Here is a 16,260-nt window from a genome sequence, read left to right on the forward strand (position 1 = left end):
CTCGCGCCCGGGGGCGCGGGGCCCGCCCCCCCCCCCTTGGGGGTGTCACCATCGCCCCCCCCCGCCCCCCCCGGGGGGGGGGGCGGGGGGCGCGGGGCGTCCTTGGGGCCCCCGCCCCCCCGCCGCCCTCCCCCGCCGCGCCCCCCCCCCGGCCGCCGTGTATACCCCGCGCCACTTCGCGGGGGGGGCCCCCCCCGCGGGGGGGGCGCCCCGCCAGGCTCTAACGGGTCATTCGCTCTTCGCGGGTACGGCGTAGCGCTGGAGGTAAAGCTGTTCGCCGAGCTTTTCCAGGAGTTCCAGCTCGGTCTCCAGGTAGTCGACGTGTTCTTCCTCGTCCTCGAGGATGCGCTCGAAGATGCGGGCCGACGTGACGTCACCGCGAGCGCGCATCAGATCGATGCCCGGACGCAGCCGTCCGACGGCCTCCATCTCGACGGCCAGATCGGAGCGGATCTGCTCCGGCACCGTCTGGCCGACGCGCAAGGGGTTCAGGCGCTGGTAGTTGGGCAGCGCGGACAGCATGAGGATGCGGTCGGTCAGGACCTCGGCGTGCCGCATCTCATCGAACGACTCCGCTCTGGTGTGTTCGGCCAGTGCCGTGAAACCCCAGTGCTCCTGCATCTTCGCGTGCAGGAAGTACTGGTTGATCGCGGTGAGTTCGGCCGTCAGCTGCTCGTTGAGCAGGTTGATTACGTCGGTGTCGCCTTCCATGTCACCCAATCGTGGCACGCCAGGAGCAAAGCGCAAGCAATGCCACGGCCCGATTGAAGATCGGGTGGCTCAGGCGGCGCCCTCGAGCACCGGCCGCTCGACGGTCTCCGCGAGCAGCGCGCATATTCGGTTGACGCACGAACCGCAGCCGGGACGCATGCCGCAGGCCGCCCGGACCTCCTTGGCGGAGCAGGCTCCGGCGGCCATGTGATCACGCACGACGTCTTCTGTGACGGCGTGACAGACGCACACGTACATACGGGGGGACCTCTCCGTGCGGAGCGATGAACGTGAAGCAACAGCGTGAAGCAAGGTAAGGCTCCCCTAAGCTAACTCACGGATCCGGATTTGGCCAATGTCCGCAGGTAGGAGCTGTGTTGCGTACGTCACAAGCTGGTTTTCGGGGATGCGTGTGAGCCGATCACCTGGGGGAAAGCGACCGATGTGATGCGTATATGGCCGGGTGACCCCTATCCCCTCGGCGCCACCTATGACGGCGCGGGTACGAACTTCTCCCTCTTCTCCGAAGCCGCCACGGGCGTCGAGCTGTGCCTGTTCGACGACGCCGGCGAAGAGACACGGATCGCCCTGACCGAGATCGACGGGTTCGTCTGGCACGGCTACGTGCCGTGGGTGGGCCCGGGGCAGCGGTACGGCTTCCGGGTCCACGGACCCTACGACCCGTCTCAGGGCGCGCGGTGCAATCCCGCCAAGCTGCTCCTCGATCCGTACGCCAAGGCGATCGAGGGCGACGTGGACTGGAACGAGGCACTGTTCGCCTACCGGTTCGCCGACAGGAACGCCCGCAACGACGACGACAGCGCCCCGTACGTGCCGAAGAGCGTGGTGATCAACCCGTTCTTCGACTGGGGCGAGGACCGTTCGCCGCGGACGCCGTACCACGAGACGGTGATCTACGAGGCGCACGTGAAGGGGCTGACTCGGCGGCACCCCGCGATCCCGGAGGCCGAGCGCGGCACCTACGCCGGCCTGGCCCATCCGGCGATGGTCGACCATCTGCGCGAGCTGGGCGCCACCGCGATCGAGCTGATGCCCGTGCACCAGTTCGTCCACGACGACGTGCTGATCCAGCGCGGCCTGTCGAACTACTGGGGCTACAACACCATCGGCTTCTTCGCCCCGCACAGCGGGTACGCGGCCAGCGGCGGGCGCGGCCAGCAGGTGCAGGAGTTCAAGCTCATGGTGCGGACCCTGCACGAGGCGGGCATCGAGGTCATCCTCGACGTCGTCTACAACCACACCGCCGAGGGCAACCACCTCGGGCCGACGCTCGGGTTCCGCGGCATCGACAACGCCGCGTACTACCGCCTCGTGGACGACGACCCGCGTTACTACATGGACACCACGGGCACCGGCAACAGCATCAACGTGCAGAACCCCCACACGTTGCAGATGATCATGGACTCGCTGCGCTACTGGGTGACCGACATGCACGTGGACGGGTTCCGCTTCGACCTGGCCTCCACGCTCGCCCGCGAGCTGCACGCCGTCGACCGGCTGGCGGCCTTCTTCGACCTGGTGCAGCAGGACCCGGTCGTCTCGCAGGTCAAGCTGATCGCCGAGCCGTGGGACGTGGGCGAGGGCGGCTACCAGGTCGGCAACTTCCCGCCCCTGTGGACCGAGTGGAACGGCAAGTACCGCGACTCGATGCGCGACTTCTGGCGCGGGCAGGAGGGCATGCTGGCGGAGTTCGCCAAGCGGTTCACCGGCTCCAGCGACCTGTACGCGAACGACGGCCGGCGTCCGCTCGCCTCGATCAACTTCGTGACCTGCCACGACGGCTTCAGCCTGCACGACCTCGTCTCCTACGACCACAAGCACAACGAGGCCAACGGCGAGGGGGGCCGCGACGGCAACGACGACAACCGGTCCTGGAACCACGGCGCCGAGGGAGTCACCGACGACGCCGACATCCTCGCCGTACGCGAGCGGCAGAAGCGCAACCTCCTGACCACGCTCCTGCTGTCCCAGGGCGTGCCGATGATCTCCCACGGCGACGAGCTGGGCCGCACGCAGCACGGCAACAACAACGCCTACTGCCAGGACAGCGAGCTGAGCTGGGTCGACTGGACCGACACGGCCGAGAGCGGGGCCCTGCGGGAGTTCGTCCGGCGGCTGACCACGCTGCGCCGCGACCACCCGGTCTTCCGCCGGAGGCGGTTCCTGTCCGGCGACAACGTCACGTGGTACACCACCGACGGCAAGGAGATGATCGACGGCGACTGGCGGACCGGCTACGCCAAGGCGATCATGATCTTCCTGAACGGCGACGCGATCACCGAGCCGGACCGGCGCGGCGAGCCCGTACGCGACGACTCGTTCCTGCTGCTGATCAACGGCTCGGACCAGGACCTGACGTTCGTGCTGCCCGAGGCGCACCGGGGCATGTGGACCTGCGTGATCGACACGACCACCAGCTACGCGCTGGAGGATGAGGAGACCGCCGCGATGGCAGGGGAGAAACCGATGCTCGAGGCCCGATCGATCCAGGTGCTCCGTCGTGTCTAGACCCCCCACGGCGACGTACCGGCTGCAGCTTCGCAAGGGGTTCGGGTTCGCGGAGGCCGGTGAGCTCGCCGGCTATCTCGCCGCGCTCGGGGTCTCCCACGTGTACCTGTCGCCGATCCTGCAGGCCACGCCCGGCTCGGCGCACGGCTACGACGTGGTCGACCACTCGTGCGTCGCGGCGGACCTCGGCGGCGAGGAGGCCTTCCGCGAGATGGCCGCCCGCCTGCGCGAGCACGGGCTGGCGATCGTCATCGACCTGGTGCCCAACCACATGGCGATCCCGGCGCCGGAGACGCTCAACACGGCCTTCTGGGACGTCCTGCGCGACGGCCCGGACTCGACGTACGCGCGCTGGTTCGACATCGAGTGGTCCGAGGGCGCCCTCGTGCTGCCGGTGCTCGGCGCGGCCGACGACGAGGCTCACGACGAGGCCGGTGACGGTGGCGAGGTGGTCCGCTACCACGAGCACATCTTCCCGCGCGGCGGCCACTACCGGCTCGGCTACTGGCGCGAGGCGGTACCGAACTACCGGCGGTTCTTCGACGTCTCCACGCTCATCGGGCTGCGCGCCGAGGACCCGGAGGTCTTCGACCGTACGCATGTGGTGCCGCTGCGGCTGCTGCGGAAGGGCCTGATCGACGGCCTGCGGATCGACCATCCGGACGGCCTCGCCGATCCACGCGGCTACCTGCGCAAACTCGCGCGGCACGACACCTGGATCGTGGCCGAGAAGATCCTCGCCGACGACGAGACGCTGCCCGCCGACTGGCCCTGCGCCGGGACCACCGGCTACGACGTCCTCGGCGTGATCGGCGGCCTGTTCACCGACCCGGCCGGAGAGAAGGCGCTGACCGAGGCCTACACCGGCTTCACCGGCGGCACCGGCGACTTCACCGCGGTCGAGCGGGAGGCGCGGCGGTACGCCGCCGAGCGGCTGCTGGTGCCCGAGGTCGACCGGCTCGCCCGGCTGCTCGGGCGGATCCTGCCCGACGAGGACCCCGGAGAGCTCCGGCAGGTGCTGGTCGAGCTCCTCGTCGCGATGCCCGTCTACCGCACCTACGTCGTCCCCGGCGAAGAACCGTCGGCGCGCGACCTGGAGATCGTCGCGCTGACCGCCGCCGAGGCGCGTGCCGTCCTGCCACGCGGCGAGGTGCTCGACCGCGTCGTGCCGTTGCTGCTCGGGCTGACCGGGCGCGACGAGGCGCGGGACGAGTTCGTCATCCGGTTCCAGCAGACGTCCGCGCCGATGATGGCCAAGGGCGTCGAGGACACCGCGTTCTACCGCTGGTCGCGGCTGTCGGCGCTGAACGAGGTCGGCGGCGACCCCACGAGGTTCTCGGTGCCGCCCGCGGAGTTCCACGAACGCTGCGTGGAGATCGCCCAGGACCGGCCGGCCACGATGACCACGCTGTCCACGCACGACACGAAGCGGGAGGAGGACGTACGCGCCCGGCTGGCCGTGCTGTCGGAGCTGCCGGGCGAGTGGGCCGAGGCGGCCTCGCGCTGGCGCGACGGCGCGCCGGACAGCCCGCTGGAGCCCGACCTGGACTACCTGATGTGGCAGACGCTCACCGGGGCGTGGCCGCTGTCCCCCGACCGGCTCAAGGAGTACCTCACCAAGGCCATGCGCGAGGCCAAGACCCGTACCTCGTGGACCGCGCAGGACACCGGGTACGAGGAGGCGGTGCTCGCCCACGTGGACGCGGTGTTCGAGGACGAGGCGCTGGTCGAGGACGTCGCGGCCTTCGTCGGCGTCCTCGCGCCGTACGCGCGGGTCAACTCCCTCGGCCAGAAGCTCGTGCAGCTCACGATGCCGGGCGTGCCCGACGTCTACCAGGGCTGCGAGCTCACCGGCCTGTCCCTGGTCGACCCGGACAACCGGCGCCCGGTGGACTACGCCCGCCGCCGCGAGCTGCTCGCGGACCTCGACGCCGGCACGCTCCCCGCCGGCCTGGACGGGGAGAAGCTCCTCGTCGCCTCGCGCGCGCTGCGGCTGCGCGGCGAGCATCCGGAGTGGTTCGCCGGAGGGCACGAGCCCCTCGCCGCGGAGGGGCCGGCGGCCGAGCACGCGCTGGCCTTCCGCCGGGGCGGCGTCACGACCGTGGTGACCCGGCTGCCCGCCGCGCTCGAACGCCGCGGCGGCTGGGGGGACACGCGCCTGCCCCTGCCCGGCGGTCCGTGGCGCGACCTGCTCACCGGCCAGTCGTACGCCTCGCCGGTGCCGCTGGCCGGGCTCCTCGGCACGCTTCCGGTCGCCCTCCTGGTCGAGGCCGCATGAGGGCCGCATGAGGTACAAGGTTTGGGCGCCGGACGCCGCGAACGTCGAGGTCGAGGCGGGCGGCCGTCGGTACGCCATGACGCCGGACGTACGGCTTGGCTGGTGGACGGCCGAGGCCGAGGGCGAGGGCGAGGACTACGGCTTCGTCGTGGACGGCCAGGGGCCCTTCCCCGACCCGCGTTCGCCCTGGCAGCCCGAGGGCGTGCACGGGCTCAGCCGCGCGTACGACCACGGCCGGTTCGCCTGGACCGACGGCGCCTGGCGGGGACGGCCGCTCGGCGGCAGCGTCCTGTACGAGCTGCACGTCGGGACCTTCACGCCGGAGGGCACGTTCGACTCCGCGATCGAGCGCCTCGATCACCTGGTCGAGCTCGGCGTCGACGCGGTCGAGCTGATGCCGGTCGCCGCCTTCCCGGGCCGGCACGGCTGGGGGTACGACGGCGTGGCGCTGTGGGCCGTGCACGACCCGTACGGCGGGCCGGACGGGCTGAAGAGGCTGGTCGACGCCTGCCACGGGCGCGGTCTGGCCGTCGTCCTCGACGTGGTCTACAACCATCTCGGCCCCAGCGGGAACTACCTCGGCCGGTACGGCCCGTACTTCACCGACGCCCACCGGACGCCCTGGGGCCCGGCGGTGAACCTGGACCGGCCCGGCTCGGACGAGGTGCGCGCGTACATCGTGGACAACGCGCTGATGTGGCTGCGCGACTACCACCTGGACGGGCTGCGGCTCGACGCCGTGCACGCCATGCAGGACGGCCGCGCCCTGCACATCCTGGAGGAGCTGGCGATCGCGGTGGACGGCCTGCGGGCCGCGACCGGGCGGGAGCTGTCGCTGGTCGCCGAGTCCGACCTGGGCGACCCGCGGCTGGTCACCTCGCGCGAGGCCGGCGGCTACGGCCTGGACGTGCAGTGGAACGATGACTTCCACCACGCCGTGCACGCGGCGCTCACCGGCGAGCGCCAGGGCTACTACGGTGACTTCGGCTCGATGGACGCGCTCGCCAAGACGATGACCAGGGCGTTCTTCCACGACGGCACGTGGTCGAGCTTCCGCGGCCGCTCGCACGGCCGTCCGGTCGACCCGCTCCGTACGCCCGGTCACCGGTTCCTCGGCTTCATCCAGAACCACGACCAGGTCGGCAACCGCGCCACCGGCGACCGGATCTCCGCGACGCTCTCGCCGGGCCTGCTCAAGGTCGGCGCCGGGCTGCTGCTCACCTCGCCGTTCACGCCGATGCTGTTCATGGGGGAGGAGTGGGGCGCCGGCACGCCGTGGTGCTTCTTCACCGACCACGTGGAGCCGGAGCTGGCGCGGGCGGTCAGCGAGGGACGCAGGCGGGAGTTCGCCACGCACGGCTGGGCGTCGGAGGACGTGCCCGACCCGCAGGCGCCGGGGACGTTCCGCCGCTCGCTGCTCGACTGGGACGAGCCGGACAAGCCGCCGCACCGTGAGCTGCTGGAGTGGTACCGCGCGCTGATCGCGCTGCGCCGCTCCTGCCCCGAGCTGACCGACACCCGCCTGACCGAGGTGTCCGTACGGCACGGCGACGCGTGGATCGTGGTCTACCGGGGCTCGGTCCGGATCGCCGCCAACCTCGGCACCGAGCCGGTGCGCCTGCCCGACGGGGAGCTGCTACTCGCCTCCGCCGACGGCGTACGCCCTGGCGGAGAGCTCCCCGGAGAGTCGCTCGCCGTCTTGGCGATGGAACGTCCGGCGGTAGGCGAGCGGTGAGACGCCGAGGGCGGCGTGCAGGTGCTGGCGCAGCGACAGGGCCGTGCCGAACCCGGCGCGCCGGGCGATCTGGTCCACCGGGAGGTCGCTGGACTCCAGGAGCTGCCGGGCCAGCTCGACGCGCTGCCGGGTCAGCCAGCGCCCGGGGCTCACACCGACCTCCTCGCGGAACCGGCGGCTGAGGGTCCGTACGCTCATCCCCGCCTGCGCGGCCAGGCCGGCCAGCGTGATCGGCCGGTCGAGGCGTTCGAGCGCCCAGGCCCGTACGGGGGCGGTGCCGGTGTCGTGCGGCTCGGGCACCGGACGTTCGATGTACTGGGCCTGGCCGCCGTCGCGCCACGGCGGCACGACACAGCGGCGCGCGGCCCGGTTGGCCACCTCGCTGCCGTGGTCGCGGCGTACGACGTGCAGGCACAGGTCGACGCCCGCGGCGGCGCCGGCGGAGGTGAGCACGTCGCCGTCGTCCACGAACAGGACCTTCGGGTCCAGCTTGACCTTGGGGAAGAGCCGCTGGAAGTGGTCGGCCTCGCCCCAGTGGGTGGTCGCGCGCCGCCCGTCGAGCAGCCCGGCCGCGGCGAGCACGAACGAACCCGTGCAGATCGACATGATCCGCGTGCCGGGCCGGATGTGGGCGAGTGCCACGGCCGCCTGCCCGGTGTCCGGGCGCGCGAAGGGCGGGATCACGACGGTGTCGGCGCCGGCCAGCACCGTGGCGTCGTGGTCGACCGCGATGGCGAAGTCGGCGGCGCTGCGGACCGGGCGGCCGTCCGCCGTACAGGTGACCACCTCATAGAGCGGGGTGTCGCCGGGGCCGCGCGCGGCCCCGAAGATGCGGCCCGGGATGCCGAGTTCGAACGGGATCGCGCCGTCCAGCGCGAGGACGACGACGCGGTGGGTCATGGCCAGATCTTAACCAGCAATGGCAGTCAGGCCACTTCCGTACGCCGGTCGTCTGGCGTTGGCTGTCAGTCATGACGAGCATGCGCGCGGTCGGCCAGGACACCCTGGGCGGCCCGGAGGTATTGAAGATCGTTGAAGTGGAGCGGCCGGAGCCGGGACCGGTGGAGATCCTCGTACGGGTCCACGCGGCGGGGGTGAACCCGACCGACTGGAAGGCGCGGGCCACCGGCGGGCGCTTCGGCGCGTCGTTGCCGGTCCTGGGCTTCGACGTGTCGGGCGTGGTCGAGGAGGTCGGCCCGGGCGTGACCCTGTACAAGCCGGGCGACGAGGTCTTCGGCATGCCGCGCTTCCCGCACCCGGCCGGAGCGTACGCCGAGTACGTCACCGCGCCGCCGCGCCACTTCATCCGCAAGCCGGCGACCCTCGACCACGTACGGGCGGCGGCCCTTCCGCTGGTCGCGCTCACCGCTTGGCAGGGCCTGGTGGACACCGCCGGCCTCCAGGCCGGGCAACGGGTCCTGGTCCACGCCGCGGCCGGCGGCGTCGGCCACGTGGCCGTACAGATCGCCAAGGCTCTCGGCGCCCACGTGATCGGCACCGCGCGTACGCCCAAGCACGATCTCGTCCGGTCCCTGGGCGCCGACGAGATGATCGACTACACGCAGGTGGACTTCGCCGAGGCCGTACGCGACGTCGACGTCGTGGTGGACACCATCGGGGGTGACTACGGAACACGGTCGCTGCGCACGTTGCGGGACGGCGGGGTCCTGGTGTCGTTCGTGCCACCGGTCGAGGAGTCGCTGCGGGCCGAGGCGGCCGCACGGGGCATCGCGGCGGGCTGGACACTGGTCGAGCCGGACTACGCGGGGTTGAAGGAGATCGTCGCCCTCGTGGAGTCCGGCCGCCTGCACGCCGAGATCGACACCGTCTTCCCCCTGGAGGAGGCCGCCAAGGCCCACGCCCTCGGCGAGACGGGCCGCACGACCGGCAAGATCGTCCTCACCGTGACCTGACCGGGCCTCAGGCCTCGCCGAGGCCCTGGAGGCGGTGGTAGGCCTCCAGGCCGTCGGGGACCCAGTCCCACTGCGGCAGGCGGCCGGCCAGCTCCTCCTCCGTCAGGAAGGCGTGCCAGGCGACCTCCTCCGCCTGCGGGTTCACCGGCAGGTCGCAGCGGGCCTCGTACACCCGGGACCACCACGTGTGCCCGGCCGCCGCGCCCGTGCCCTCGTACAGGAACGAGAACAGCGGCACCGGCCGGGCCAGGCCGGACACTCCCAGCTCCTCCTCGGCCTCCCGCAGCGCCGCGTCGTCGTACGTCTCGCCCGCGCCGACCACGCCGCCGACGAACATGTCGTACATCGACGGGAAGATCAGTTTCTCGGGGGTCCGCCGGTGCACGAAGATCCGGCCTGACCCGTCCCGTACGAAGACGGCCGCGCAGCGGTGCCGCAGCCCCCGCGCGGTCGCCTCGCCGCGTGTCACCTGGCCGATCACCTGGTCGCTCGCGTCCACGATGTCCAGAAGCTCGTCGGCTGCGCGACCCGAGTGATCCGGCATGCCTCTCAGGCTAGAACGTGGCCGACACCACGCGTGGGCGGCCCGGGGGCACGGGGTAAAGTCCGACCGTGACCGAGCACACAATGCAGCCATCACAGGACGAGCCGGGCCACCCTCACCTGGCGGAGCTTCGCGAGAAGATCGAGCACGGCGGTTCGCCGAAGTACCACGACGCCAACGCGGTCAAGGGCAAGCTGTTCGCCCGTGAGCGGATCCGGCTGCTCGTCGACGCCGGGTCCTTCGTCGAGGACGGCGTCTACGCGAACGCCCTCACCCCCGGCCTGCCGGCCGACGGCGTCGTCACCGGGACCGCCACGGTCCAGGGCCGTCCGGTCGCGCTCATGGCCAACGACTCGACGGTCAAGGCCGGCTCCTGGGGCGCCCGTACGGTCGAGAAGATCGTCCGCATCATCGAGCGCGCCTACGACACGCGTGTGCCGATGATCTACCTGGTCGACTCGGCGGGCGCGCGGATCACCGACCAGGTCGACATGTTCCCCGGCCGGCGCGGCGCGGGGAAGATCTTCCACACGCAGGTGCGCGCGAGCGGATCGATCCCGCAGGTCTGCGCGCTGTTCGGGCCGAGCGCGGCGGGTGGCGCCTACATCCCGGCGTTCTGCGACTTCGTCGCGATGGTGGACGGCAACGCCTCGATGTACCTCGGCAGCCCGCGCATGGTGGAGATGGTGGTCAAGGAACAGACCACGCTCGAAGAGATGGGCGGGGCGAAGATGCACTGCTCGGTCTCCGGGTGCGGGCACTTCCTGGCCAAGGACGAGCCGCAGGCGCTCGACGCCGTACGCGACTTCCTGTCCTACCTGCCGTCCGGGTGGGAACAGGAGCCGCCGGCGGCCGAGCCGCGTGACCCCAAGCCGATCGACCTGCGCAAGCTCGTCCCGGCCAGCGAGCGGGTCGCCTTCGACATGCGCCGCTACGTCAAGGGCCTGCTCGACGAGGACTCCTTCTTCGAGATCCACAGCCTGTGGGCGAAGGAGCTCACGGTGGGCTTCGGCCGGCTCGACGGCCGGCCCGTCGGGGTGGTCGCGAACAACCCGATGTTCAAGGGCGGTGTGCTGTTCGTCGACTCGGCGGACAAGGCCGCGCGGTTCATCCAGCTTTGCGACGCTTTCAACGTGCCACTGCTGTTCCTGTCTGACGTGCCCGGTTTTATGGTTGGAACAGCGGTCGAACGCCAAGGGATCATCCGGCACGGCGCAAAGATGATCACGGCGGTCTCCGAGGCCACCGTGCCCAAGATCTGCGTAGTTGTCCGGAAAGCGTACGGGGCCGGCCTCTACGCAATGGCGGGCCCAGGCTTTGACCCCGAGGCCACTATTGCGTTGCCTACCGCCAAGATCGCGGTGATGGGCGCCGAGGCGGCCGTCAACGCGGTCTACTACAACAAGATCATGGCGATCGAGGACGAGCAGGAGCGCGCCGCGTACATCGAGAAACTCCGCGCGGAGTACGAGGAAGACATCGACATCGTGCGCCTCGCCGGGGAACTCGTCGTCGACACGATCGTCGAGCCCGAAGATCTGAGGCGCGAACTCACGGCGCGGTTCGCGGCCTCTCGCGGAAAGGATCGATCGTTCTCACGTCGTAGACATGGAGTCACGCCGGTCTGAAGGTCGCGCCAATTACCGCTCATTAGCTCGGATTTGGCGCATTCCTAGGAGCTCTATGACTGGCAAATCGCAGGTCAAGCCCCCTCTACTACGGAGGAAACGTTCTTGAATAGCTCTACGATCGGCTCATGACCTCAGTACTGCTCGCCGAGGACGACACGTCCATCTCCGAGCCTCTTGCCAGAGCTTTGCGGCGGGAGGGATACAACGTCGAAGTCAGTCCCGACGGTCCGCAGGCGCTCGAACGGGCGCTCGGGGGCGGGGTGGATCTGATCGTGCTCGACCTCGGTCTTCCCGAGCTCGACGGCCTTGAGGTGGCCCGGCGCGTACGGGCCGAAGGTCACGGCGTTCCCATCCTCATCCTGACCGCCCGTGCCGACGAGGTTGACACCGTCGTCGGCCTCGACGCCGGGGCCGACGACTACGTCACCAAGCCGTTCCGGCTGGCGGAGTTGCTCGCCCGGGTCCGCGCCCTGCTGCGCCGGGGCAGCACCGAGACGCCCATAGTCCAGGGGGTGCGGATCGACGCAGAGTCGCGCCGGGCCTGGATGGGCGACCAGGAGCTGCAGCTCACGACCAAGGAGTTCGACCTGCTGCGCGTGCTCGTACGCGACGCCGGCAAGGTCGTCACCCGTGAGCAGATCATGCGCGAGGTGTGGGACACCAACTGGTGGGGCTCCACGAAGACCCTCGACATGCACATCTCCTGGTTGCGCCGCAAGCTCGGGGACGACGCGGGAAGCCCTCGCTACATCACGACCGTCCGCGGAGTCGGATTCCGGTTCGAACGCGGCGACTAGGGAGTGTCTCGGTTGTCGTGTGCGGACGCTCCGCAGGGCGGAGGTAGCCGGTCCGGGTCTGGCCGGCGACCGACGCGGCACGGTGCCGTCCGGGCACCGCGCGGCACCGATCAACCGGACGATCCCTAGACAGGCGGACCGTGACGTGAACCACGGCATCACGTCACGGTCGGAAGAGAGGGACCCCCATGAGGCGACGTCTGCTGCTGTCGACGCTCGCCGTCGCGGTCGTCGCCGTGCTCCTGCTCGGCATCCCGCTGGCCTACTCCACCGAGCGTCTGATCTACGACGAGGCACAGCAGCAGGTCGAGCGCGAGGCGGCGACCGTCGTGGCGGGCGTCAACCTCCGCGAGGAGATGCGCCAGTCGATCACGGGTGACCAGATCTCCAAGGAGTTCCCCGGCCGCTACATCGTCGTGACCATGGCCGACGGCACGCAGATCACCGCCGGGAAGGCCCCGGCCAAGGGCGATCACGTGATCACGAAGATGGCGGCCAACGACCGCGGCCTCCACGTCCAGGTCTCACGGGACGCGGCCGACGTCGAGGCCGACGCCGTACGCACCTTCCTGCTCATCGGCAGCCTCGTCGTGCTCGGCGTCGGCGTGGCGGTCGCGCTCGCGATGGTGCAGGCCCGCAAGCTGACCCTGCCGCTGATCGACCTGGCCGAGACCGCCGACCGGCTGGGCTCGGGCAACGCGCGTCCCCGGCGCCGCCGCTACGGCGTGCCCGAGGTCGACCGCGTGGCCGAGGTCCTCGACCGCAGCGCCGTACGCATCGCCGACCTTCTCGCCGCGAGCCGGGAGTTCGCCTCCGACGCCAGCCACCAGCTGCGTACGCCGCTGACCGCCCTGTCCATGCGCCTGGAGGAGATGGTCGAGGCGGCGGAGTACCCCGACGTCGTACGCGAGGAGGGCGCCGCCGCGGCCGCGCAGGTCGAGCGGCTCGCGGCCGTCGTCGAGCAGCTCCTCGCCCGCGCCAAGCACGACCCGACCGGCGACGCGATCGCCATCGGGGTGGACGAGATCGTCACACAGCAGCTCGAGGAGTGGGAGCCGGTGTTCCGGCGCGAGAGCCGCCGGATCGGCATGTCGGGCGTACGGGGGCTGACGGCCGTGGTCAGCCCGGGCGGCCTCTCCCAGATCGTCGCGACCCTGCTGGACAACTCCCTGGTGCACGGCGCCGGCAAGGTCACCATCCACACCAAGGAGACCGCGACCTCGATCGTCGTGGAGGTCGGCGACGAGGGCGCGGGCGTACCGCCCGAGCTCGAACGCCGGGTGTTCGACCGCAACGTCAGCGGCCGGCAGGGCACCGGCCTGGGGCTCTACCTCGCGCGCTCGCTCGCCACCGCCGACGGCGGCCGGCTGGAGCTGATCCGCTCGCGCCCGGCCACGTTCGCGGTCTTCCTGCGCAAGCGGGAGGAGGCGCTGCTCGCCATCGAGCGCGTGGTAAGCGGGCCCGCATGACCGCGTCGGTGTACTGCTCCGTCGTGAGGCCATCGTCGGTGATGCCGAGGTCGTGCAGGACCGTACGGGCGTCGGCGACCTTCGTCTCGTGCTCGGGCCTGGACCCGCTGCCGGAGTCGACGGCCGGCTCCTTGTAGGTCAGGACCGTACGGCGCATCTCGCCCGTCTCCACGACCCCTGACGCGTAGCTCTCTGCCTTCGGCCGTGAGGTCCCGGCCAGGCCGGTCGGAGTACGCGTCGCGGTAGACGCTGCGCTCCTCGTCGGCGAGCCGACGCAGGCGCCCGCGCAGGGCCTCGGGCTCGCGGACGCGCGCCTTCAGCTCGGCCTCGATCACGTCGCGGTCCTTTCCTTCCACAGATGGCGGGCCTGCCGCCACATCTCCTCGAACTGCCGGCGGAACCCTGCGTGCAGCACACCGCCGGTCGCCGCGGTGAGCTTGTACATGCCCGATCGGTGCCCCTCGGCGGCGGTTCCGAACGTCGAGACGTACAGGACCCCATCGAACCCGATCATGCGCCACGTCGGAAGCCGGTCGTACAGAGCCGTCCGCATGCTGACGTACGGGTGCCCGTCGAACTCGGCCAGGCGCGCGATGGCCGGCCCGATCCCGGCGGCGAACCGTTCGGTGTTCTCACCGATCTCAGCGGCCCGGATCGCCGCGGCGGGCACGTCGGGATCCAGCAACAGCATCCGGACGCGTACCTGGAGCACTGGCTCCTCGCCCCTGACGGCTCCTGGGCGTTCCAACGGGTCGACGCGGACGGTCAGGCGATCATTCGCGAAGGAGGCACCCAACGACCGTGGGCCGACCTGGAGTTCGCGTACACACGGTGGCACGACTGGGGCAGGCCCGAGCGGGAACGGTTCGGGTCGACGGTCACGACCGGCCATCGGGAGTTGTGGCTCGACGAACCCGTGAACGTGATCCCCGGCCGCTGACCTCGAGCACAGCCAGGGCCGCGGCGCTGCCGCTACGCCGTGCCCGAGGTCGACCGCGTGGCCGAGGTCCTCGACCGCAGCGCCGTACGCGACGAGGGCGCGGGCGTGCCGCCCGGGCCCGCGTAGCGCGTCCTCGCCACGCGGGCCGCGTCGCGGCTCAGCCGGTCAGGGAGGCGTCCCAGCCGGGCTGCACGATCTTCCCGTTGGCGTCCGGCTTCGACGGGTCGCCGGAGACCAGCTCGATGGAGAACCAGTCGACGTCGGTGAGGCTCGTCTGCCAGGTCTGCTTCCTGGGCCACGCGTCGCTCGTGCTGTTCGGGCCGCCGACGACGAGATCGCTCTTGACCTCGCCGCCGCCCTTGTTGGAGTGCGCGGCGATCCGGTAGGTCAGCGTGTTCGTCGAGTCGTACGCGATGCCCCAGATGTTGATCGAGCCCTTGGGGCAGGTCCGGGTGTAACGCTCGCCGATCTGGAGCGGGGGGATTCCTCCGTACACGTCAACCTCCGTGGTCGGTTGCCGCCCGCCGTTGGCGAGCTGTTCGATGGTGAGGGTGGAGACGCTGGCGTCGTACTGGCCGCTGAACGCGCTGGAGAACTGCCAGATGTGCGGCTTTGTCCAGCCGCACGTCAGACCGCTGGGCAGCCAGGGTGAGAACGTCGAGGGCCAGGTCGAGGTGGACCCGCTGCCGGGGTACTGCGGGTACCACCAGAACGGATACTCCGCGGCGAGGTCGCGGCCGGTGTTGTTGGTCGCGTAGCCGCCGCCCATGTAGACGCCGTACGTGATGCCGGGCGCCTGGTCGCGGACCCGGTCGGCCCACGCGACCGCCCAGGCGTGCGTCTTGGCCTGGTTGAGGTCGGAGGCCTCCAGGTCCAGCCACAGGGACTCGCCGTGTGCGGGGTCGACGACGTCGAGGAACCGGTCGGCCTGGGATTTCGCCGACGACGCCTCGGGGCGGGCGAAGTGGTAGGCACCGCGGTGCCTGGCGTGGGTCTTGGCGCTCGCCCACTGGGCCGCGAACCTGCTGGAGGTGTAGGAGGAGCCCTCGGTCGCCTTGACGAACACCGCGTCGGCGCTCGGCACGGTGGTGGCCTGGTAGGCGCTCACGTCGAAGAGGTGCAGCAGGCTCATTGCTCGATGAACCAGTCGTCGGAGGTGGCGCCGGGGACGAAGGACCACCATTCGGCGAATCCGACGACCTGGCCGTCGAAGGGGCGTTCCACCAGCTCGTACCGGTCGTCGTGGTTGCCCTCATAGGCGTAGAGCCGGTCGCCGTCGCGTTCCTTGAGGATGCCGAGGTGGTTGTCGTCGGGCCCGGTGCCCCGCCAGTCGTAGAAGACGATGCGCCGGGGCTGCGGCGTCATGGAGACGCGGCCCATCACGGCCATGCGGTCGTGCCAGTTCTCGACGTAGGCGTCGCTCTTGTGCAGCCCGCCGATCGCCTCCAGACCGCCGGGTATCTGCGCGATGCAGTAGATCGCAGAGGAGGCGCACCAGTCCGCCGTGGCGTAGACGCTCGTCTTCGGCGGCTGGGCGTCCAGCCATTTTCCGTAGCGGGTCGTGCCGTCGGCCGCCTCGTGCTGGCCGACCTGGTCATGGCAGACGTCAAGGATGTCGATCAATGTCTCTCACATCCGATCCGTGATCCCCGTACGGGTACGGGGTGTCGTGTGTTCGTGACTGCACCCTGTCCTCCAGCCGTTCCGACAACG

The 16,260-nt window shown here is 70.7% G+C and carries 14 protein-coding genes; 7 read left to right on the forward strand and 7 right to left on the reverse strand.

From position 1 onward, the window contains the following. Positions 1-228: 228 nt before the first annotated feature. Together bfr and QWU11_RS22900 are read right to left on the reverse strand one after the other, a co-directional pair. Positions 229-711, reverse strand: a complete 483-nt coding sequence (gene bfr / locus QWU11_RS22895) for a bacterioferritin (protein WP_290116366.1) — start codon at positions 709-711, stop codon at positions 229-231. A gap of 69 nt (positions 712-780) precedes the next feature. Further along, complete coding sequence (locus QWU11_RS22900) at positions 781-969, reverse strand: (2Fe-2S)-binding protein (RefSeq protein ID WP_290116367.1); 189 nt, start codon at positions 967-969, stop codon at positions 781-783. Positions 970-1,158: 189 nt separating this feature from the next. Between QWU11_RS22900 and glgX the strand changes: the two genes are divergently transcribed. The 3 genes from glgX to treZ are packed head-to-tail and all read left to right on the forward strand — an operon-like array spanning position 1,159 to position 7,253. Then, the gene (glgX, locus tag QWU11_RS22905) at positions 1,159-3,240 is read left to right on the forward strand and encodes a glycogen debranching protein GlgX (RefSeq protein ID WP_354670890.1); all 2,082 of its coding nucleotides are present in this window, start codon (positions 1,159-1,161) and stop codon (positions 3,238-3,240) included. Continuing rightward, the gene (treY, locus tag QWU11_RS22910) at positions 3,233-5,518 is read left to right on the forward strand and encodes a malto-oligosyltrehalose synthase (protein WP_290116369.1); all 2,286 of its coding nucleotides are present in this window, start codon (positions 3,233-3,235) and stop codon (positions 5,516-5,518) included. Before glgX ends, treY begins: the two co-directional genes overlap by 8 nt. Before the next feature lie 7 nt (positions 5,519-5,525). Next, positions 5,526-7,253, forward strand: coding sequence for a malto-oligosyltrehalose trehalohydrolase (gene treZ / locus QWU11_RS22915; protein ID WP_290116370.1), 1,728 nt, complete (start codon positions 5,526-5,528; stop codon positions 7,251-7,253). Here treZ and QWU11_RS22920 read toward each other — a convergent pair. After that, positions 7,155-8,153 carry a helix-turn-helix domain-containing protein gene (locus tag QWU11_RS22920; RefSeq protein ID WP_290116371.1) on the reverse strand — a complete coding sequence of 333 codons (999 nt, stop codon included), beginning with the start codon at positions 8,151-8,153 and terminating at the stop codon, positions 7,155-7,157. The two genes, treZ and QWU11_RS22920, sit on opposite strands and share 99 nt — an antisense overlap. A gap of 80 nt (positions 8,154-8,233) precedes the next feature. Here QWU11_RS22920 and QWU11_RS22925 point away from each other — a divergent pair, with 80 nt between their 5' ends. Next, positions 8,234-9,166: an NADP-dependent oxidoreductase gene (locus tag QWU11_RS22925; RefSeq protein ID WP_290116636.1), complete on the forward strand. Its 933-nt coding sequence runs from the start codon at positions 8,234-8,236 to the stop codon at positions 9,164-9,166. A 7-nt stretch (positions 9,167-9,173) separates the two neighbouring features. Here the strand turns inward: QWU11_RS22925 and QWU11_RS22930 are convergent, their stop codons facing one another. Further along, entirely contained in the window at positions 9,174-9,710 is a 537-nt protein-coding gene (locus QWU11_RS22930) for an NUDIX domain-containing protein (RefSeq protein WP_290116372.1), read from the reverse strand. Positions 9,711-9,778: 68 nt separating this feature from the next. Here QWU11_RS22930 and QWU11_RS22935 point away from each other — a divergent pair, with 68 nt between their 5' ends. From QWU11_RS22935 to QWU11_RS22945, 3 genes are all read left to right on the forward strand, one after another. After that, entirely contained in the window at positions 9,779-11,338 is a 1,560-nt protein-coding gene (locus QWU11_RS22935; RefSeq protein WP_290116373.1) for an acyl-CoA carboxylase subunit beta, read from the forward strand. Positions 11,339-11,466: 128 nt separating this feature from the next. Then, complete coding sequence (locus QWU11_RS22940) at positions 11,467-12,138, forward strand: response regulator transcription factor (RefSeq protein ID WP_141956913.1); 672 nt, start codon at positions 11,467-11,469, stop codon at positions 12,136-12,138. Between the two features lie 188 nt (positions 12,139-12,326). After that, positions 12,327-13,607 carry an ATP-binding protein gene (locus QWU11_RS22945; protein WP_290116374.1) on the forward strand — a complete coding sequence of 427 codons (1,281 nt, stop codon included), beginning with the start codon at positions 12,327-12,329 and terminating at the stop codon, positions 13,605-13,607. 331 nt (positions 13,608-13,938) lie between these two features. On the opposite strand, the gene QWU11_RS22950 is transcribed toward QWU11_RS22945, so the two are convergent. From QWU11_RS22950 to QWU11_RS22960, 3 genes are all read right to left on the reverse strand, one after another. Next, positions 13,939-14,319 (reverse strand): hypothetical protein, encoded by a 381-nt coding sequence (locus tag QWU11_RS22950; RefSeq protein ID WP_290116375.1) that lies wholly within the window; start codon positions 14,317-14,319, stop codon positions 13,939-13,941. A 385-nt stretch (positions 14,320-14,704) separates the two neighbouring features. Then, a complete protein-coding gene (locus QWU11_RS22955) occupies positions 14,705-15,679 on the reverse strand; it encodes a glycoside hydrolase family 25 protein (RefSeq protein ID WP_290116376.1) in 975 nt (324 codons plus the stop codon). Beyond that, positions 15,676-16,170 (reverse strand): hypothetical protein, encoded by a 495-nt coding sequence (locus tag QWU11_RS22960; RefSeq protein WP_290116377.1) that lies wholly within the window; start codon positions 16,168-16,170, stop codon positions 15,676-15,678. The genes QWU11_RS22955 and QWU11_RS22960 overlap by 4 nt, the downstream gene beginning before the upstream one ends. Positions 16,171-16,260 lie beyond the last annotated feature (90 nt).

The organism is Actinomadura sp. DC4 (assembly GCF_030406325.1).
Classification (GTDB): Bacteria; Actinomycetota; Actinomycetes; order Streptosporangiales; family Streptosporangiaceae; genus Actinoallomurus.